Source organism: Psychrobacter nivimaris (assembly GCF_904846365.1).
Classification (GTDB): Bacteria; Pseudomonadota; Gammaproteobacteria; order Pseudomonadales; family Moraxellaceae; genus Psychrobacter; species Psychrobacter nivimaris_B.
Map to the genome: position 1 here is coordinate 1 of NZ_CAJHAL010000035.1, position 19,779 is coordinate 19,779.

The following is a 19,779-nucleotide window of genomic DNA, read 5'->3' on the forward strand; positions in this document are numbered from 1 at the left end:
TCCAAAAAGTGGTCGATGCCCATCCGTAACTGGACGTCTGCTCTGAATCGCTTTATGATTATGTTTGATGATCGTATAAGCAGGCATTTAATCTAAATGGCAGTTACACAGAATCTGGGATGGGCTCCGTCCTCTATAGAGGTAGGCTGCTTTTTATTTGCTTGGTTCTATTGTCCATTATCGAAAATACTACCTTGTATATATTCTCTATTATTAGATGCAATCTGTCCTATGTCACCTTTGCTAAAGGCTCAACCTGAATGGTCTCTAACACTTCTTCTTTGCTAGGCTCTTTTCTATATAAAGGAAAAAAGTCTGAGAGCAGATCACTTTCCGTGAACCAGATATCAGCTACTAACTCTGTATATTTTGCTACGTTGACGATGAGCCTGTAAGTCTTAAATAGTAACTCTTGCGAGCTAAAGCCTTTTTTATACTCATATAAAGAATCTAAATTGGAGCCAACGCCGCCACCAAGATGTAGCACTTCATAACGGTTCTCTCGTCCCCAATTACGAGCGACATGAGTGATAAGTTTAGAAGGTTGTAGATGTGTATAAGCGTTCAGCGTACCGCCAAGATGGAACTGCATAATGCCAGACTCTTGGCAGAGCGTATATATAGAAGACCCAATCGCTTTATCGTCTTGATAGGCAGTTATCAATAGTATTTTTTCTTGAAGGTTTTCAAGCAAATTAAAGAAATAATCATCATCAAAGAAGTAATAATCACTGGCCTTGACGTGTCGCATTGTCTCTTTATAAATGTCTGAAAACACCATCGCGTTCTGCCGAGTTAAGTATTCTGTTTTTGTCACGACATCCATTTTTATGGCTTTTTTGATACCGCGGCGATGTCGATTTTGTGTTTCGCTCCAATGCTCTTCTTCTGACTTACTCAAATCAGACATCAAGGTCAGTCCGTGAGTAAGTGCTTTGCCAACTGTAGGTATCCATTCTTTATTAATAATCGGGTGCAACCGCATAAATAAGGACACGCAGCCTCTCTCGCAAAGAAAAGCTCTTATCTCATCCAGTATGATGTCTAACTCGGCATCGGTGAGGGTTTTGTCCATCAACGGCCCCCCGTAACCATAAGTGGAAGTAGCATCCCAGTGCTCTGAGTCAATGTCTCTAATTATAATGGGTAACAATACTTCCTTGTTTTTATAGTGAGCGATGATGCCTTGAGGTTTGCCTTTATCGATGACAGCTGAGGCCGCAATCCAACCAGATAAGTGGTATATATCAAAATGATGATTTGATACCTTCTTATCCCACTCAGCATCTATCGCTATGTAATCAACTTGTACTGTATCCACGTTGCTGCTCCCTCAGTATTGCGTTATATATTCGTAAATCCGTATATATGAATATAACAACAAAGTATGAAGCCTTCAAGTATATAAAAACCTTTTATGTAAAATAATGAATATATATAATTAGCGTGTAGAAGAATCTATGGGAAATAAAAAAGCAGCCTGCCTCTATAAATGAGGGTAGGCTGCTTTTCTCGTTCTGGTCGAAAGCTATTAGAGAGCTATAAGCTTACAGTTATTTCTTTTCTACTAGCTCGCCATCGATTTGGATAGGAACGTTGGTCGTGATACCGTCAGCGTAAGCGGTCATACCATAAGCGGCGCGATCAAGTGTACCAGTGGCACGGAAACCAACGACTGGCTCTTTAGTAAGAGGGCTATTAGCGATTTTGTTCAACGTGACATCTAAGGTTAGTGGTTTGGTTTGACCAAGCAAAGTGAAGTCACCCGTTACTTTGGCCTGTTGTGGATTGATGAATTTGACCTGAGTAGATTTGAAAGTCATGGTTGGATATTTTGCTACATTAAAAAACTCATCCGTCTTTAGATGCTTGTCACGAGCATCCCAATTGGTGTCGATACTGTCAGTCGCAATGGTAAAGTTCATGCTGGTTTTATCAGGTGTTTTCATATCATAATTCACCATACCCTCGACATCACTAAAATGACCCATGGTGGTTGAAAACCCTAAGTGACTGACAGAAAATCCGACGCGAGTATGTGAGTCGTCTAATTCCCACTGAGTTGGTAGTGCAGCGCTTGCCATGGTAGTAACTGCTAATGCTGAGCCAATAAATAGTGCTTTGGTAGCCGTGCTTATTTTAGTATTTATCATTAAATGATCCTTATTTAATCTAATTGAGTTATGGGTGGTTGAGAAGTAAATGAGTTGCTAGTAGCGATGTTTAAATGAAGTTTGTATCGCGTAGCTGTACCCTTTAAGCATACTATGTATAATTAAGAGCTAAGGTTGTATTTAGTTAGATTATCTACAATAGTAGATATCATTGATTAATTTAACTAACTTTATTACTGTACTATAATCAATCGCTTATCTCAATACCATTACTTTATCATTGACAACTTATCACATATCTCTATCACAACTGCTGCTTGCGTCTAGACTCAAAAACCGTTAAAATCGCGGTTTAATTTTCCCGCTGGGGAAAGGCTAAGCGAACAGAAGGGTGGTGTTGGGTGCTGGAATAAGCCAGTGACGCAGTTGCCATACTTGTAATGTCCTTAGTGCCTCAGTTACGTATGTCATTATTTGTTTGATACATCATCGATGGTGTTGTATTTAGACGTTGTACATACATCGGACCTAGAGAGTATATTATGCGTAAAGATATCCATCCTAATTACCAAGAAGTTTTGTTCCACGACACTAACGCTGACGTGTTCTTTTTGACTCGCTCAACTGCTAAGACTAAAGCGACTCGTGAATACGAAGGTAAAGAATACCCATACTACCCACTTGATATCTCAAGTGCGTCGCATCCATTCTATACTGGTGAGCAACGTAAAACTTCTACTGAAGGTCGTGTTGCAAGCTTCAACAAACGCTTTGGCGCATTTGGTGGCCGTAGCAAGAAAGCTGCAGACGCTGCTGAATAATTTGCACTTATGGTGTAAATATATTTCGTTAAGCAATAAAAAACCGCTGATTATTCAGCGGTTTTTTTATTGGGTTTAATTTTTTATAATCTAAATGATACTCTATCCAGTTTTTTAGCGCTCAAACTCAGTAGTAGATGAGTCCAATAACTGAATAGAATCCAGTAACTGAATAATAGTCTCTACGATTTGCTGCGCCCAATAGCCGTACATCAGACTGCTAGGATGAAATCCATCACTGGCAAACATCGCATTGATATCGATAGCCGAGCCATTTGCATGCTCTTCTAGCATCCGCGTAAAGTCGGTTGCCATATAGGTGACACCATCATGAGCCGCACAGACTTGCTGCAATATCCCATCAAGTACCGATGCTTTTGCACCCACAAAGTTATTGAGCGGAGCAGGTATTGCAGGCATTTGCGCCATCGGCGGCAAACTTAAAAAAACCAATTCTCGTACGCCAAATTTGCGCTGTGCAATATTGATAATGTCTTCAATTTGTTGTTGCCATTTATGCACAGAGACATTGGACGTCGTATCATTGACCCCTACGCTTAGCAACATCACATCGATAGACTGCTCAGGAGCAGGTAAGACATATAACCTGCGTAGAATATCAAAGCTGGTATGACCTGTTGTCGCTTGCAATGACCAATTGAGTCGAGCAAAGTTTGCTTGGATAGCTTTGTTTTGTTCCAGTATCGGTATGAGCTTACCGACCAACGCTTCTTGTTGGGTCTGGCTACCCACGCCTGCTGCTGCTGAATCGCCAACGACCATAAGGTTAAATGTCTTAGCGTCTTGCGTTGATACCTCATTATTCGCTTGAGGCAGCTCAATCATGCCGTGCCTTTCGCCATGTGGTTCAGGCAAGCGAACTGTATCACGTTTGATTTTTCGACCTTGATAGAGGTAGACAGGGGCAAGTAAGACGTCTCTTGCGACCGATGTCAGCTTATTAGTGTCTACCATCCTGCACGTTCCCTAATAGTCGTAAGACTGTCTTCAATTAACAATTTACCGTCGACATAGACATTACGTAATAGATTGTCAGTTGGGTCGCTCATCTCATTTTCTTTTATGGTTGTTAACTGGCCGCTGTCGTCTTTTACCAGTGCCAATCGTCCTTTTTTCGAGCGTTTTGAGCGGCTAGTGACAGGATCTTTATAAATATCCTTCCATGCGCCATCGATAGAGATAGCGCTAGATTTCATCGCCCAACTCATGGTGTCGCGGTTTACTTGCTGCAATAGACCACCGCCCATACCAAACGTCACGTTTTCTATACTGAAGCCTGCTTTGATTACTACATCAATAATTTTACTTAAGCTTTGCGGGCTGATGCCATCACCTTGGATGATACGTACGTAGTCGGGCAGCACTTTATAGCCTTTGCTGTTTACAGTCGTACCGAACTTCACCGCCAAGCGCTCTAACGCTTCACGGACGACTTTGGTAGGCTCGCCACTGTCTGGGCGAATGACCAAGGTGCCGCCCATATTTTTGACTTCGTCTTTTAAGGCGTCACCCCAGATATTGTCGATGGCATTCCATAAATCATAACTATCTGAAACGACCGAAAAGGCTTTGTCTTTACCGCCAAACTGCTCAATCATATTATGAAAAGCAGCAGTCTCGCCATCACGTCCCCATGCTGTCATGGTACTGTGCTCGGCCGCTGGGATAGAGAAAGCAGGCATATCATCGCCCATCTGATACCAGCGACTAGCAGCTATAAGCGCTGTCATCGAGTCAGTACCAGCAAAGTTGACCAAATGCGCTAAGCTACCAAGTGCAACCGTTTCTTGGCTCGATGCACCACGCGCGCCAAAGTCATGCAAGCGAAAAGGCAGGGACTCTGTATTGTCCGCTGATTTCTCTAACGCTTGACGGATAATGTCTTTGCAATAGTGGGAAACACTCGCGACCGTGGATGGGTACCAAATCGCACGCAATAGAGCCGTTTCGATATAGCTGGGTAGCCAGTAAAACTCAGGATCGGTATTGATCACTTGGCAGACTACATTGGACACGGGTACAATACTGCCTTCGGGCACGGCTTGGATGCGCAGTGGCAAGTAGCCGTCGTGTTTTTCAATTAAATGCTCCCAACCAGCACGATTGAAGGTTAGGCCATGCGCTTGAATCACCTTTTCGGCTTCATCGATATCTTGATGAGTAATAGGCGTGCTTAAGTACTCTTTGATGAATGCTTGCAAGCCAAAGAACACCACATCGTAGTCGCCTTTGCGCGCTTCAATGTAGCTTGACAGATACTCACTACTGCTCGGGTATTGCACCCAATGTGAGGTCTTATAGCTGTCACTATTTAAGATTAAATTGTTTAGATTACTGGTATACATCACAGAACTCCTCTGCTTTGAAATGCCGCAGCTGCTTTAATAAAAAAACAGTGGCGGTGGTTGATTGCCGTCTATCGGCATTGGTATCAAATTGTTAATACGATATTTAGTGATAGCTGTTATTGATAATAATTTGCTCAAGTAGCTATTAAAAAAAGCTGCTAAAAAAACGAATAGAAATGAACTACAAGCCAACCATTTTAGTAATAATCGCATAGTGATCTTCAAACATCATCTTCGCATCGAGCTCAGCCAATGGTAACCAAAATGCTTTGGTCGCATCATCGCCACCTTTTACTTTTGGCAGACCTTTTGGATCGTTTTTGAGCTGAAAATAAAACGCTTGAGTAATGGTGCGACCACGCGCTGAGCGATATGGATCGTCAAAGGTATGTTGGCTATGGCAGGAGCCGCGTAATACTGGCTCAGGCACCTTGAGGCGAGTTTCTTCGCGCAGTTCACGAATACAAGCATCAAACAGCGTCTCTTTTGGATTTAGAAATCCACCCGGCAGCGCCCACAGTCCGCGTCCTGGCATACTGCGTCGCTCAACCAGTAGGATGTGTCCCGACTGTACAATCAATGCATCGGCTGTCATAAAGGTAGGCGGGTATGGTGCTGATTCCCACTGTCTTTTGTATTTATCAATAAAGTCTGCTTCTTCATGCAGCTGATGATAGTCTTCAGTTTGTTTGAATGCATCGAGGACGTTACGCGTCGACTCAGGCGTACGCTCAGGTGTCGGCGTGGCACCCATCAGGTAGCTGTCGCGAATCGGCGTGGCTGATAAGTTATGATAATTGGGCACTGACACAGAGTCCCAGTTGGGGAACAATGACAGATAGTACGATGAGCTGTCTTTTGAATGACCAATCAAGCCAATATCCGTCTGCAAGTCACCAGTGACAGATTTTACACCTGCCTGCACATACTGTAGCCAGCGGGTGTCATTGTAGAGCGCATCATCTAAGCCAACACAGTGAATGCGTGCGGCTTCTTCTTCAGAGTAGGCGCCTTTGATCATTGCGGCACGCTCAGCGACGCTAAATGGATTGCGTAAGCTACGTGGCAAGTTGGCTGAGCCGATCAGCATAATCACTTCGTCTGAGCGTTTTAGCGCCTCATCAATGACGGCTTTGTGGCCAGCATGAAACGGCTGAAAGCGACCGATAAAGACTAGATAACGGTAGTGTTTACTGCTTTTCTGATCTAGGTTCTGCTTATCTGACTGTTGCTCTGATAATTCACTCATAGACGCCAACTTCCTACGACTTATTTTTATTGATTAAAAATTGATGACGCTAATACTGACACAGCCTATGACTTGCTGACAAGTACAAAGATGTTTAGGGGTGTGTCATTATCGAAATCGTCCAATAGATATATTTACTTAACTGGCATGCTTTTCTATCCATGCCGTTACTGTTGGCCAAATCTCTGTGGCTGCGTTACGACTGATCATGATGCGACTGTGTGTATAGTCATCTAAATCGCCGTTACTAAGCGAGTACTCTCGAAAGATATTGATTGAATTGTTAAAGCCATCAAAAAACAAACGACAGCCGTGAGTAGGGGATATGAAGGTATCGCCTTTTGCGCTAATGGAATAAACGGGGATGGTAATCTGTGGCATATGCTGTCGATAGTCAATAAAGTCATCGCCAGTACTTTTCTGCTGATTAATGCTTTCGTTCACTTCGTCTATATTCGCTCTACCTTTATCAAAATTAGCCTTTTTTAAAAAGCTGCTTTTAAAGTTTTTACGCAAATTCCAATCGTACCACTGAGTCATCGTATAGTAACTTTCGTTAAAAGGGCCTACCTTTAATTGCTTAGCGGGTATAAAGCCGACCAACCGAGTGACTATCTTGGCCGTAAGGATTTTCGCGTAGCTGGTCGAGTCCTTTACTGCACCAAAAGCTTGGCAGGCAAACATACTGATGCTATTGACCTTATCGATATAGCTTGGGTTTTGAACGAGAAACATGGTCAAACCAACACCGCCACCACTATGAGTAACGCAATGCAGGTTATTGAGCGTTAATTCTTCAAAGAAATAACGAAAAGTCGCTTCATAGTCGTAAGTGGCGACAGTCTCAAAGTTGAATTTTTCTTTCGGTAGTGAGCTATCACCATGTCCGCGCCATTCCATGATGTAGCAATGATGACCAAGCCCTGCAAAATATTCGGCGATTTTTAGGCAAGTTTGCTTGTCAGAAAACGTACCATGCGTCAAAAATATGTTTTGCGGTGTGATGTCAGGCAGGCTGTTTTCTGACGTGTTAGCTATCGTATCTTCTTCTGAATTATCAACTACTTTCCAAACGGCAATTTTCTCATCGTCCTTGGTAGTTACTAGGTGCAACGTCCGTGTCATCATAAAAATAATCCTATCCAAAAAATACTTAATCTTTATACAAGTCGATATTTATACAAGCTGATATTTATACAAGACAATTAAAAGCTACCATGCTCATAACGCTACTGCGCACAATCATTCAAATTAACAATACTACGTCAAAACCAGATGACTTGCTCGGACTAGATGTGAACGGTATGGCATATCGAAAACGCTGAGTGCGCTTGATAAATGGTACCGCTGTCTTTATATAGAGAATAACTTGGCAGCCTACACAATCATTCAGCGTGTTTATCTGTCATGGTTTAAATATTGAATTACTTTGCGACCTGTTAGCATCATTAAAAAAACCAATGACGACCATTTGCCATAGCCTCACTTCAATTCGCAGTAGCGTGGTCGGAATTGATGTGTGATTCAGGTATAATGACTGCTATAGACGGATTAAACTTTATACTCATGTCGACCAATGTCATACAATAATAAATATCAATCATTGTCAGTCTGCATGTCTTATATAAATCGTAAACATTTTAAAAATCCAAATTCACGACACAGTAGCCATAATAGATATAGCGTTTGTGTCATAACGCATAGGAAACATTATGAGTGAGCAAAACCAAGCTGATAACCAACTAGACCAAACTGCTGGCTATGAATCAGCCCTAGATACCGAGCAAGTCGAAGCGAAAAGTAACATTACTATCACTGAGTCAGCTCAAGGCTACTTGGCAGATTTGTTATCTAAGCAAGATACCGATGGTATCGGTGTGCGTATCTTCGTTGAGCATCCTGGTACGCCGCGTGCAGAGTGTTGCATGGCTTATAACCAGCCGGGCGAAGAAGACAGCGCTGATTTGCGTTTTACGTATGAAAACTTCTCTGCCTTTATTGAGGCGGCGTCAGTACCTTATCTAGAAGACGCGGTCATCGACTATAATAAAGACCGTTTCGGTGGTCAGCTGACTTTCCGCGCGCCAAACTCTAAAGTACCTAAAGTAGGCGCTGATGCCAGTGTCGAAGAGCGTATCAACTATGTATTGCAGTCAGAGATTAACCCTGGCTTGGCAGCACATGGCGGTGACGTACAGTTGCTTGAGCTGATTGATGAAGAAGGCATTGGTTTAACCGCTGTATTGAAATTTGGCGGTGGTTGCCAAGGGTGTTCAGCGGTTGATATGACTTTACGCCAAGGTGTTGAAGTACAGTTGAAACAGCAAATTCCAGAGTTGACCCAAGTGGTTGATGAAACTGACCATACTCGTACAGAGAATGCTTACTACAAATAAAAATAAGAGTGGATAAAAGCAAAGTGGCTGCTATAAAGGTGGCTATTATAGCTATGCCTGTTTGGTTTGCTGCTTATGAATATTTGTCATGAAGAGATGAGTATTTTGCTATTCTTTTAATAAAGAAGCTGAGTTATGATGAACTCAGCTTTTTTTATTGCTATGATTTAGCAGACAGTTTTCTAAGGTGGTTTTCGAGCGATACGTCGTCAATAAATCATCTTTTATCAAAATAAAGGAATGTACTATGAGTGATGGATCAGCAGACCAGCAGACAGCCCAGCAATCAGAAACTCCTCAAACAGAAACCCCTCAACGTCTTGAGACCTTAGCGATTCATGCAGGCTATAGTGTAGAGCCAACAACCAAAGCAGTCGCCGTGCCTATTTATCATACCAGTTCATATGCGTTTGATAATACTCAGCATGGTGCAGATCTATTTGATTTAAAAGTCGCAGGCAACATCTATACTCGTATCATGAATCCGACCAACGCGGTGCTAGAAGAACGTGTGGCTGCACTAGAAGGCGGTATTGGTGCGCTTGCCGTAGCTTCTGGTATGGCTGCCATCACTTATGCGATTCAGACCATTTGTGAAGCAGGCGACAATATCGTCGCTGTATCAACGCTATATGGCGGTACTTACAATTTGTTTGCCCATGCTTTGCCGCGTCAAGGTATCGAAGTGCGCTTCTTCGATCATAAAGACCCTGAAGCCATTCGTGACTTGATTGATGATAAAACCAAAATGGTGTTTGCCGAGAGTATCGGTAACCCACTAGGTAATATCGTTGATATTCAAGCGCTCAGTGATGTCGCCCATGAGTACGGCGTACCTGTCGTGATTGATAATACGGTGGCGACGCCAGCGATATGCCGTCCGTTTGAGTTCGGTGCAGATATCGTGGTTCACTCATTGACCAAATATATGAGCGGAACGGGTACGTCAATCGGTGGTGCAATTGTCGATAGTGGCAAGTTTGCTTGGGGTGATTATCCTGAGCGTTTCCCACTATTGAACACGCCAGATCACAGCTATCATGGGGTGAATTTCGTCAAGGATGTAGGCGCGCCAGCCTTTATCGCTCGTGCCCGCGTTGCGCCATTACGTAATACTGGGGCAGCACTCAGCCCGCTCAATGCTTTTGGTATCTTGCAAGGTATGGAGACGCTAAGTCTACGTATGGAGCGTCACGTGCAAAACGCACAAGCCGTTGCAGAATATCTGCGTGATCATGATAAAGTTGCTTGGGTTAAATATGCAGGTCTGTCTGACCATTCTGAGCACGAGCTTGCCAAAAAATACATGAAGGGCACGCCTTCTGCTATTTTGACCTTTGGGGTGAAAGGCGGTCTGGAAGCTGGGGCGCGCTTTATTGATGCGCTGCAACTGATTACTCGTCTGGTAAATATTGGTGATGCGAAGTCACTAGCATGCCATCCAGCGACGACCACGCATCGTCAGTTAAATGAGCAAGAGCTAGAAAATGCAGGCGTTAGTACGGACATGGTACGACTGTCGATTGGTATCGAACATATCGAAGACATTAAAGCCGATCTCGCGCAAGCACTAGCTTCTGCTTAATAACAAGCGCTTATTAAATTGAGCAAACTGTTTAAGCAAGTCTAATATAAAAAAAGCCCATATCGGTTTGATATGGGCTTTTTGTTTTGCGTCCAACAGATGTGTCTAACGATTAAGCAGACAGTACACGCTGCGCGATATCTCGATAATCCTGCGAGGCAAGACGCGGTCCAAACTGCTGAATGACTTGTGCTGATATTTCGCTGGCAAGACGACCGCATTCGGGCAGACTATACTGCTGCGATAATGCATATAAGAAAGCACCAGCGTAGTTATCGCCTGCACCATTGGTATCGATGACATTGGCCACTGCTGGTGTTGCAACGTCATGGACTTCAATTTCTGCTTCGTCATTAGGCTGGTGCGCGATGACTGCACCGTTGGCACCATCAGTGACGACGGCAATTTGGCAATATTCAAGCAGGGCACGCGCCGCTGCTTTGACTTGTTTTTTATCGGTGAATAGCTTGGCTTCTTCGCTATTACAGAATATCACTGCGACTTTGTTGCCGAGCATATTAAGCAAGCCGTCTTTAGCAAATTTTACTACTGCAGGATCAGCAAAGCTCACCGCGATTTTTGCATTATGAATACCGGCTTGTTGACGTAATTGAGTCATCGCTGGTTGGATGCTCTCAGACATCGCTAGATAGCCTTCTATATATAGCCAATCTGCTTGCGTCAACGCGTCAAAATCAACATTGTCAGCGACAATCTCACTTGAAGTACCAAGATAAGTCTGCATGGTGCGTTCGCCATCTTCAGTAACGGCAACCACACATGAGCCGGTCACACCGCCTGCATGGATAGATTTGTCTGAGGTTGCGACACCTGCTTCGTGCAAGTCTCTGATATAAAATGCCCCTTGATCATCATCACCGACGCGGCAAGCATAAAAAGGCTTACCGCCTAAGCTGGCAAAGGTAAACATAGTATTGGCTGCTGATCCGCCGCCTGCTTGTTTTGATGGCTCAATCTCAGCCAGCTTAAAATAAGCCAGTAGTTGCTGCTGCTCTTCAATACCAGCCAGCGTCATATTACCTTTGGTCAGCTCGGTCTCTTCTAGTGCCGCATCTGACAGCACATATTCGTGATCAACCAACGCATTACCTATTGCCATTACATCGTACATTGCTTATCTCTCCTCAATTCATTTATAAACAGTTATCTTTTTATGATTAAAAGCTAGTCAGCTTGCAACTCTAGCAGACGCTGATAAAGCGCATTTTTCTTCACGCCAGTGATATCAGAGGCCAGTGCGGCCGCTTTCTTGACTGATAAATCCTCTAGCAAACGCTGTAGCAATTTATCATGCGTACTGATATCGTCAGTATCTTTTGCCACACCGACGCCAGCGACGACCACGACTATCTCGCCACGTTGCTGGTTGTCATCTGCTTTGACAAACTCAACCAACTCGCCAAGGGTGCTCTTGTGTACCGTTTCAAAGGTTTTAGTTAATTCACGGCAAAAAGTCACTGCGCGGTCTGCACCAAATATCGTTGCCATGTCTTCTAGACTAGCTACGATACGATGCGGCGCTTCATAAAAGATTAAAGTTTCAGTACGTGCGATTAGATCGCTCAGCTGTTTTTGACGACCATGGGTTTTGGCGGGCAAAAACCCAATAAAACTAAATCGATCAGAAGGCAATCCTGCTACTGACAATGCACCAATTGCAGCAGAAGCCCCAACGATAGGTGATACGGTCACGCCAGCTTCATGCGCGGCTTGCACCAGTTGATAACCTGGATCGCTGACTAGAGGTGTACCTGCATCACTAATCAAGGCAACCGAATGACCTTGCTTAATCATTTCGATAATTTTGGGCGTTTGAATGGCGCTATTATGTTCGTGGTAGGCCCATAGCTTATTGTGACCTTTTTGCTTGGCAGTTGTGTCATCATTTTCGATACTACTTTTGACAGGACGAGTCTCTGAGTCTTTTGTCTCGTCACCTTTGCTGCCTTTGGTATCGATGCCAAAATGTGACAGTAGTTTACCTGAGGTGCGGGTGTCTTCGCAGGCAATAATGGCAACCTGCTTTAAGACGTCAATTGCATGCGTTGTCATGTCGGACATATTGCCAATCGGCGTGGCAACGATATAGAGACAAGCTGGCATCGCAGTAGGGGTAGACATGAAAACCTCGGGTCGTTAAAAAGACGTTAGAAAATGATAGTGCGCTAGTATGTACAGTCGTTATCTATGGTTTTTCAGCCAGATAATGGGTGAGGGAACCAATAGATTTTGAGAGTAGAATGCGCAGAAGTGGCTAGTTTAGCATGTTGTGCTATGATAATTCTCAAATGTTAATCAGACCAATTAACCTTATGCCGAACCATAAGCCCTTAATCTTAACCTCACCAAAACAACGCCAAGGCAGCCTGTTTGAGCAGCAGGCGTGTGAGTATTTACAAGCGCAAGGGTTGAGGTTGGTCGCACAAAATTGGCAACAGCCAAAAGTAGGTGAGCTGGATCTGGTCATGATTGAGACAGGTTCAGCATGGTCAACACTAGTATTTATTGAAGTTCGCCAGCGCAAGTCCTCGAATTATGGCGATGCGGCACTCAGCGTGACAGCAAGCAAACAGCGCAAAGTTATTAAGACAGCGCAGTCCTTTTTGCAGCAGTATCCTGAGTATGCTCATTATGATTGCCGCTTTGATGTCATTGCTTACGACACGATGAGTAAGTCAAATTCAAGAAATGAGCAGTTAGACCCTCAACCAGAATGGATTCAAAATGCTTTTATAGCCAGTGCTTGGTAATAGAGTAAATAAGATAGATACTGCCAAGTGAAGCATCTAACCGCATCTGACAAGTAAGGTTCGTTACTAAAAAGCTAACCGCTGATGGCCAAAATTAAGTAAAGTAGCGGTTATAGTCAACTTCCTATAAATCAGATACAGTATTAGCTTATAGCTATGTTTAGCTCGTCACTACTAGAGCGTGTTTTCTTCAAAATAAAGACACGACCTAGATTAAGATTTGTTCAATTTATAAAATTGTCACAACCATGTTCTAAGAGGTAAATAATGACACGGATGCATTTGCGCACTGCTATTTTTGGTTCATCACGCCGTATTACGACTGGCATTATGATTGCTGCCTGCGTTGTCAGTACAGGTTGTGCCACCAACTATCTGACCAACAGTACAGAAGGGACTTATGGTGTGCCAATGACTGAGCGCACGATTCCGCAGCGTCTGCTCGATCGTAGTATTGAACATACTGCCAAAATCAATATATACGGGCTAAAAGAAGACTTGCAGCAAACCAGTCGTATGGGTATCGATAGCTTCAATAGCGAAGTACTGCTCACAGGTGAAGTGCCAACTGAAACGCTCAAAGCAGAAGTAGAAAAAGTCGTTAGCTCTATGCCAGATGTACGCCGTGTCTACAATGAGATGGAAGTGAGTGCGTCAAAAGGGTATAGCTCAACGGTTCATGATGGCTATATCACTTCAAAGCTACTGGCCAAAATAGCCGCCAGCGATGGTGTGAGTGCGTCACAAATCAAAGCCGTTACTAATAATGGTGTGGTCTATATTATGGGCCGTATGACACCCACTCAGCAGAGTCATTTGATTGATATCGCCAATGGCACTGTTGGAGTCACTGAGTTGGTACTGCTGACAACTGTCGTCGACGATAGAGGTATCAAAATAAATAATGATGACATCATGTACGAGAGTAATTTGGCCAATCCTGCAGTAGTGCCAGCTGCCCAAGATACTACTATCAGCACGGCAACGCCTATCGTCATAACGGAAGAAGAGGCCACTACTACGCAGCCGTCTTCAAGCCCTTACATCGACCTTTATCAGAACCAGTAGGCACTCTAGTTCGCCAAGCGATAAATGACGTTAATCACAATAAGCCTAAATAGTGATAACAGTAAAGGCACGAGAAATCTTTGACCAGTGGTTACTATATCAATAGTAAAACGTAGCAGAGTCAGCGTGTTAGTCAATGATACTAATATCAAAACATCATTGGCTAGTGGATGAACCATTATCGCTGTTAGCCTGTTACTACTGATTGATAAATAAATATAATAGGATACTGGTTATGAAGGATGCACAGGCAAATATACAACCAAATAAAGAAACAAGCGTCATTGGTAATATAGGCATACACAATAAACCTGCTCATAAGAAAACACGAACATTGAGATTTGGTGGTGCGGCAATATTGGCATTGGGCAGTATCGCGTTAGCCACGCAAAACGCACAGGCACTATCACCGCTGGCTATCGTCAATGGGATTACTTCTAGTGGTGGCGTTGGGGTGAGTAAGGATATCTTATACGGTGATCAGCCTTCACAAGACCTAGATATCTATTATCCAAAACCGCTAGCACAAGCAATGAAATCTCAAAGTGCTATTAATACTAGCTATCCTATGGTGGTATTTGTCCATGGTGGTTCATGGGAGAGTGGCAATAAAGAACAATATGCATTTGTCGGTCAGAGCTTAGCCAAAGCAGGTTACGTCACCGCAGTGATTAATTACCGTAAAGCACCTGAACACGTCTATCCTGATTATGTCGAAGATGCGGCTCAAGCGATTGCTTGGAGTATTGAAAATGCGACCAGTCTCCATGCTGATCCGTCACGCCTAGCGGTGATGGGGCATTCTGCTGGCGCGTTTAATGCAGTAGCCGCTGTTGCGAACGAAGACTTTTTGGCGCCTTATGGTATCAAGCCAACGGATATTGCAACCGTTATTGGGATTGCGGGTCCTTATAGCTATGATTTCCGTAAGTTCAGTAGTGCAACAGCGTTTGGCCCCGATGCCACGCCTGATCAGGTGATGCCAGATCGTCAGATTAAAGGGGCACAGCCACCATATTTATTATTAACGGCGGAAAAAGACGAAATTGTACATGTGACTAATACAATCAAAATGACAGAAGCATTTAAAAAAGCAGGCGTAACCGTTGAAACGGGCGAAATAGAAGGGGCCAGTCACGCAACCAGTATTGGTGCGATGGCACCGCCACTACGCTGGGTCAATGATGTACGTGCGCAAGTGTCGGCGTACTTGGATAAAACGCTCAAATAGCTTATCACTATGCATGTCGACGACTTTTGACCATTTAATTTATATCACTGTCTTAATGCTCAAACACACTTGAGTAAGACAGTACTGTAAGATATGCAAACTCTTGTTATAATGTCATCACTTTAAATCTATACCCTATTCTAAACTTTAAGGCAGACTATTTTATGAGCATGAACGCTGACGATTTGATCGCATTTTTACAGACTCACTTCCCAGACGCTTTTATTCAAGCTGCCAACCAAGGTAATAAGTTTGACGTACGCGTGGTCGATGCCAGCTTTGAAGGCAAACGCGCGGTTCAGCGTCAGCAAGCAGTATATGCGTTAGTTAATGATAAGATTGCGAGTGGCGATATTCACGCACTCAATATCCAAGCGCTGACGCCTGCTGAGTGGGACGCTCAATCAAAAGGCTAATTAAATAGCTGTCTATATGACTAGATATTACTGAATCGGCCATATGCATGGTTGAAAGTCGTAATTCTGGTTTTCATAATTTTCTATACTCATCGCTAGGTTGTCACCTTTATGGATCAATTTTTAATCACTGGTAGTAGTCGTATCGCAGGGGAAGTCACCATCTCAGGCGCCAAGAATGCCGCTTTGCCGTTACTCGCAGCTATGATATTGGCTGAGACTCCAACGACACTGCATAACGTGCCGTCACTACAAGACGTGCGAACGTTGATTGAATTGATCAGTGGCATGGGTATCAAAATCCAAAAGCAAGACAATACGGTTACGTGTGATACCAAGAGTATTGATAACTTCTATGCCCCGTATGATTTGGTAAAAACCATGCGCGCGTCAATCTTGGTACTCGGGCCGTTACTTGCACGTTTTGGCGAAGCCGAAGTCTCACTACCAGGTGGTTGTGCGATTGGTTCACGCCCTGTCGATCAACACCTAAAAGCTTTTGAAGCGATGGGTGCTGAGATCAGTGTAGAGAATGGCTATGTAAAAGCTCAAGCACCAAAAGGTGGTAAGCTATTAGGCTGTAATTTCTCATTTGATATGATTACCGTCGGCGGTACTGAAAACGTCATCATGGCAGCAGCACTAGCCAAAGGCACCACTGTTTTAGGTAACTGTGCGTTAGAGCCAGAAGTGGTTGATTTGGCCAATATGTTGGTTGCGATGGGTGCCAAAATAAGCGGTATCGGTACGTCAACGATGACCATCGAAGGGGTAGAGCGTTTACACGGCTGTGAGTACTCAGTTGTACCTGACCGTATTGAGACAGGCTCATACCTTGCTGGTGCCTTGATGACACGTGGTGATGTATTGACCAAAAAAACATCTGCTCTATTGCTGACGCCAGTGCTAGAGAAGTTCGAAGACATGGGTGCGGTTATTACGACAGGTGATGACTGGATTCGCGCACAAATGAAAGGCCGTCCGAAGGCGGTTGATATTCGTACCCAGCCACATCCTGGTTTTCCAACGGATATGCAAGCTCAACTAATGGCGATTGCCTGCTTAGCTGACGGTACGAGTACTTTTATCGAAAACATTTTCGAAAACCGCTATATGCATGTACCAGAGCTCAATCGTTTGGGCGCGTCTATTCAGGTTGACGGTCACACTGCCGTAGTACGAGGTGTCGAAAACTTTACTGCAGCACCAGTGATGGCGACGGATTTACGCGCATCTATGTCATTGGTAATGGCAGCGGCGACCGCTGAAGGCGAGAGCCTGATTGACCGTATTTACCACATCGATCGTGGTTATGAGCATGTTGAAGACAAGCTGCGTAGCTTAGGCGTGAACATTGAGCGTATTAATACCAACGCTTAATATTGATTGACTCAATATCGACTGTTACCCATATTACGTTATAAATTAAAAACTCCCCTTTGAGTAGGGGACTGCACATGGACACGATGTCATTATGACTGAGACAAGCAAATCTTTACCAGCCAGCGGTTTATTAAACGAAGTAAACGATGAGTTTTCAGGTCTAACCTTGGCTTTATCAAAAGGCCGCATTTTAGAAGAGACCATGCCACTGTTACGTGCAGCTGGCGTTGATCTTTTAGAAGATCCTGAAGCGTCACGTAAACTTATTTTTCCAACCTCAAATCCAAATGTACGTGTATTGATTTTGCGTGCCAGCGACGTGCCGACCTATGTCGAACATGGCGCTGCTGACTTTGGGGTGGCAGGTAAGGATGTGCTACTTGAGCATGGTGCCAATCATGTTTATGAGCTACTTGATCTACAGATTGCCCAGTGCAAACTGATGACTGCCGGCGTGAAAGATGCACCGCTGCCAAATCGTCGCCTGCGTATCGCGACCAAATATGTCAATGTCGCTCGTGCTTATTTTGCAAGCCAAGGTCAACAGGTTGATGTTATCAAACTTTACGGTTCGATGGAGCTTGCGCCATTGGTCGGCTTGGGTGATTTGATCGTCGATGTGGTCGATACAGGTAACACACTGCGCGCCAATGGGCTTGAAGCACGCGATCATATTTGTGATGTTTCATCACGTCTGATTGTCAATCAAGTGAGCTATAAGCGCAAATTTGCATTACTAGAACCAATCTTAGATAGCTTTAAAAATAGTATCGCCAATAGCTAATTATCCAGTGCAAGTCATTGGTAATATAAAGCATGGTTATACAAATTTTTAAACCAGTTTAGCAGGCTATGAGTGACGTAGCGTGCTAAACTGGTTTTGTTGTCTTAGCTTGCGAAAATATAAAAACATCGTAAAATTCAAATAAGAAGACATCGAATAAGTCGCAATACTCTTACCGTACAAATCTACTTTACTCAGTTCCAAACCGTTCATTTTTAGCACTACTTTATGCTCAGATATAGGATTAGGTCATGCGCCAGTTAAGTACCCAAGATGCCGATTTTGATAGTCAATTAACACAATTGCTTGCCTTTGAAACAGTCAATGATGCTGAACTATTACATACCGTCGACGATATCATCGCCCAAGTACGTGCTGATGGTGATAGCGTCGTATTGGCATTGACTCAGCAGTTTGACCAACATCCAGCAACGTCGATGCAAGAGTTAGAGTTGTCTAAAGAAGCGCTTGCTGAAGCGTTTGCCAATCTTGATGAAAAAGTAAAGATAGCATTGACCACAGCAGCGACTCGGGTACAGACATTCCATGAGCGCCAAGTACAAGAAACATGGCAGTATGAGGATGAGCTAGGCAACCGATTGGGTCAAAAAGTCACACCACTTGATCGCGTTGGGATTTATGTACCAGGCGGTCTGGCTTCTTATCCATCGTCAGTATTGATGAACGCCATTCCTGCTAAGGTAGCTGGCGTCACTGAAGTTATCATGGTTGTACCAGCGCCTAAAGGTGTGCTCAATCCTTTAGTATTGGCAGCGGCTCATTTGGCCCAAGTCGATCGCGTCTTTACTATTGGTGGCGCTCAAGCTGTAGCTGCTTTAGCTTACGGCACTGAAACCATCCCAGCCGTGGACAAAATTACAGGACCAGGCAACAAATATGTCGCCGCAGCCAAACGCGCGGTATTTGGTCAAGTTGGTATTGATATGATTGCTGGACCTTCAGAAGTATTGGTATATGCAGAAGGCGAAGCACAAGATAGAGCGAACTGGCTAGCGATGGATCTATTGTCACAAGCTGAGCATGACCGTATTGCACAAGCTATCTTTGTGACGACTAGCGAAGAGCAGCTCAACGAAGTAGCACTTGAGATAGAAAAAGCGCTGGCTGAACTGCCAAAAGCAGATATCGCGCGTGACTCATTGCAGAACCGCGGTGCACTGATTTTGGTAAAAGATCGTAGCGAAGGTATGGCGCTTATCAATCGTATTGCTCCTGAGCATTTAGAGTTATCTGTTGATAATCCTGACACACTATTGAATGATATTCGTCATGCCGGCGCTATTTTTATGGGTCGTCATACGCCCGAAGCTATTGGGGATTACTGTGCAGGGCCAAATCATGTACTGCCAACATCAGGCACGGCGCGCTTTTCTTCGCCGTTAGGTGTTTACGATTTTCAAAAGAAATCATCCATCATTTATTGCAGTGAATCCGGCAGTAAACCTTTGTCTGAGACAGCTGATATTTTAGCGCAGCGTGAGGACTTAGAAGCCCATGCGCGTTCAGCTCGTTATCGTTATCAGTAATTGATTTTGAATTTTTAGCTTTTACTTTTGATATTTATTTTTAAT

At 43.9% G+C, this 19,779-nt stretch carries 18 protein-coding genes; 10 read left to right on the top strand and 8 right to left on the bottom strand.

The features are described from left to right. Positions 1 to 229: 229 nt before the first annotated feature. Complete coding sequence (locus JMX63_RS12455) at positions 230 to 1,321, bottom strand: GNAT family N-acetyltransferase (RefSeq protein WP_201572684.1); 1,092 nt, start codon at positions 1,319 to 1,321, stop codon at positions 230 to 232. 232 nt (positions 1,322 to 1,553) lie between these two features. Continuing rightward, positions 1,554 to 2,153: a YceI family protein gene (locus JMX63_RS12460; protein ID WP_201572686.1), complete on the bottom strand. Its 600-nt coding sequence runs from the start codon at positions 2,151 to 2,153 to the stop codon at positions 1,554 to 1,556. Positions 2,154 to 2,656: 503 nt separating this feature from the next. On the opposite strand from JMX63_RS12460, the gene JMX63_RS12465 reads away from it, so the two are divergent. Then, the gene (locus JMX63_RS12465; RefSeq protein WP_057761772.1) at positions 2,657 to 2,935 is read left to right on the top strand and encodes a type B 50S ribosomal protein L31; all 279 of its coding nucleotides are present in this window, start codon (positions 2,657 to 2,659) and stop codon (positions 2,933 to 2,935) included. 114 nt (positions 2,936 to 3,049) lie between these two features. On the opposite strand, the gene JMX63_RS12470 is transcribed toward JMX63_RS12465, so the two are convergent. From JMX63_RS12470 to JMX63_RS12485, 4 genes are all read right to left on the bottom strand, one after another. Continuing rightward, the gene (locus JMX63_RS12470; RefSeq protein WP_201572688.1) at positions 3,050 to 3,910 is read right to left on the bottom strand and encodes an SGNH/GDSL hydrolase family protein; all 861 of its coding nucleotides are present in this window, start codon (positions 3,908 to 3,910) and stop codon (positions 3,050 to 3,052) included. Next, the gene (locus tag JMX63_RS12475) at positions 3,904 to 5,301 is read right to left on the bottom strand and encodes a nicotinate phosphoribosyltransferase (RefSeq protein WP_201572690.1); all 1,398 of its coding nucleotides are present in this window, start codon (positions 5,299 to 5,301) and stop codon (positions 3,904 to 3,906) included. Before JMX63_RS12475 ends, JMX63_RS12470 begins: the two co-directional genes overlap by 7 nt. 184 nt (positions 5,302 to 5,485) lie before the next feature. Beyond that, positions 5,486 to 6,553 carry a bifunctional nicotinamide-nucleotide adenylyltransferase/Nudix hydroxylase gene (locus JMX63_RS12480; RefSeq protein WP_201572692.1) on the bottom strand — a complete coding sequence of 356 codons (1,068 nt, stop codon included), beginning with the start codon at positions 6,551 to 6,553 and terminating at the stop codon, positions 5,486 to 5,488. A 138-nt stretch (positions 6,554 to 6,691) separates the two neighbouring features. Further along, entirely contained in the window at positions 6,692 to 7,681 is a 990-nt protein-coding gene (locus JMX63_RS12485) for an alpha/beta fold hydrolase (protein ID WP_201572694.1), read from the bottom strand. Positions 7,682 to 8,265: 584 nt separating this feature from the next. Between JMX63_RS12485 and nfuA the strand changes: the two genes are divergently transcribed. Beyond that, positions 8,266 to 8,949: a Fe-S biogenesis protein NfuA gene (nfuA, locus tag JMX63_RS12490; protein WP_057761762.1), complete on the top strand. Its 684-nt coding sequence runs from the start codon at positions 8,266 to 8,268 to the stop codon at positions 8,947 to 8,949. A 247-nt stretch (positions 8,950 to 9,196) separates the two neighbouring features. Beyond that, on the top strand, positions 9,197 to 10,534 hold the full coding sequence (locus JMX63_RS12495; protein ID WP_227673331.1) for an O-acetylhomoserine aminocarboxypropyltransferase/cysteine synthase family protein: 1,338 nt from the start codon (positions 9,197 to 9,199) through the stop codon (positions 10,532 to 10,534). A 112-nt stretch (positions 10,535 to 10,646) separates the two neighbouring features. On the opposite strand, the gene JMX63_RS12500 is transcribed toward JMX63_RS12495, so the two are convergent. Both JMX63_RS12500 and rsmI read right to left on the bottom strand, forming a co-directional pair. Next, the gene (locus JMX63_RS12500) at positions 10,647 to 11,666 is read right to left on the bottom strand and encodes an adenosine kinase (RefSeq protein ID WP_201572696.1); all 1,020 of its coding nucleotides are present in this window, start codon (positions 11,664 to 11,666) and stop codon (positions 10,647 to 10,649) included. A gap of 53 nt (positions 11,667 to 11,719) precedes the next feature. Next, positions 11,720 to 12,676, bottom strand: a complete 957-nt coding sequence (rsmI, locus tag JMX63_RS12505; protein ID WP_201572698.1) for a 16S rRNA (cytidine(1402)-2'-O)-methyltransferase — start codon at positions 12,674 to 12,676, stop codon at positions 11,720 to 11,722. 143 nt (positions 12,677 to 12,819) lie between these two features. Between rsmI and JMX63_RS12510 the strand changes: the two genes are divergently transcribed. From JMX63_RS12510 to hisD, 7 genes are all read left to right on the top strand, one after another. Continuing rightward, positions 12,820 to 13,305 (top strand): YraN family protein, encoded by a 486-nt coding sequence (locus JMX63_RS12510; RefSeq protein ID WP_201572700.1) that lies wholly within the window; start codon positions 12,820 to 12,822, stop codon positions 13,303 to 13,305. A 267-nt stretch (positions 13,306 to 13,572) separates the two neighbouring features. Further along, complete coding sequence (locus tag JMX63_RS12515) at positions 13,573 to 14,373, top strand: BON domain-containing protein (RefSeq protein WP_201572702.1); 801 nt, start codon at positions 13,573 to 13,575, stop codon at positions 14,371 to 14,373. Positions 14,374 to 14,608: 235 nt separating this feature from the next. Continuing rightward, the gene (locus JMX63_RS12520; protein ID WP_201572704.1) at positions 14,609 to 15,604 is read left to right on the top strand and encodes an alpha/beta hydrolase; all 996 of its coding nucleotides are present in this window, start codon (positions 14,609 to 14,611) and stop codon (positions 15,602 to 15,604) included. A gap of 170 nt (positions 15,605 to 15,774) precedes the next feature. After that, complete coding sequence (locus tag JMX63_RS12525) at positions 15,775 to 16,020, top strand: BolA/IbaG family iron-sulfur metabolism protein (protein WP_197411851.1); 246 nt, start codon at positions 15,775 to 15,777, stop codon at positions 16,018 to 16,020. Positions 16,021 to 16,131: 111 nt separating this feature from the next. Further along, complete coding sequence (gene murA / locus JMX63_RS12530; protein WP_201572706.1) at positions 16,132 to 17,400, top strand: UDP-N-acetylglucosamine 1-carboxyvinyltransferase; 1,269 nt, start codon at positions 16,132 to 16,134, stop codon at positions 17,398 to 17,400. Positions 17,401 to 17,494: 94 nt separating this feature from the next. Next, positions 17,495 to 18,187: an ATP phosphoribosyltransferase gene (gene hisG, locus JMX63_RS12535; protein ID WP_101205353.1), complete on the top strand. Its 693-nt coding sequence runs from the start codon at positions 17,495 to 17,497 to the stop codon at positions 18,185 to 18,187. A 251-nt stretch (positions 18,188 to 18,438) separates the two neighbouring features. Beyond that, positions 18,439 to 19,734 (top strand): histidinol dehydrogenase, encoded by a 1,296-nt coding sequence (hisD, locus tag JMX63_RS12540; protein ID WP_201572708.1) that lies wholly within the window; start codon positions 18,439 to 18,441, stop codon positions 19,732 to 19,734. Positions 19,735 to 19,779 lie beyond the last annotated feature (45 nt).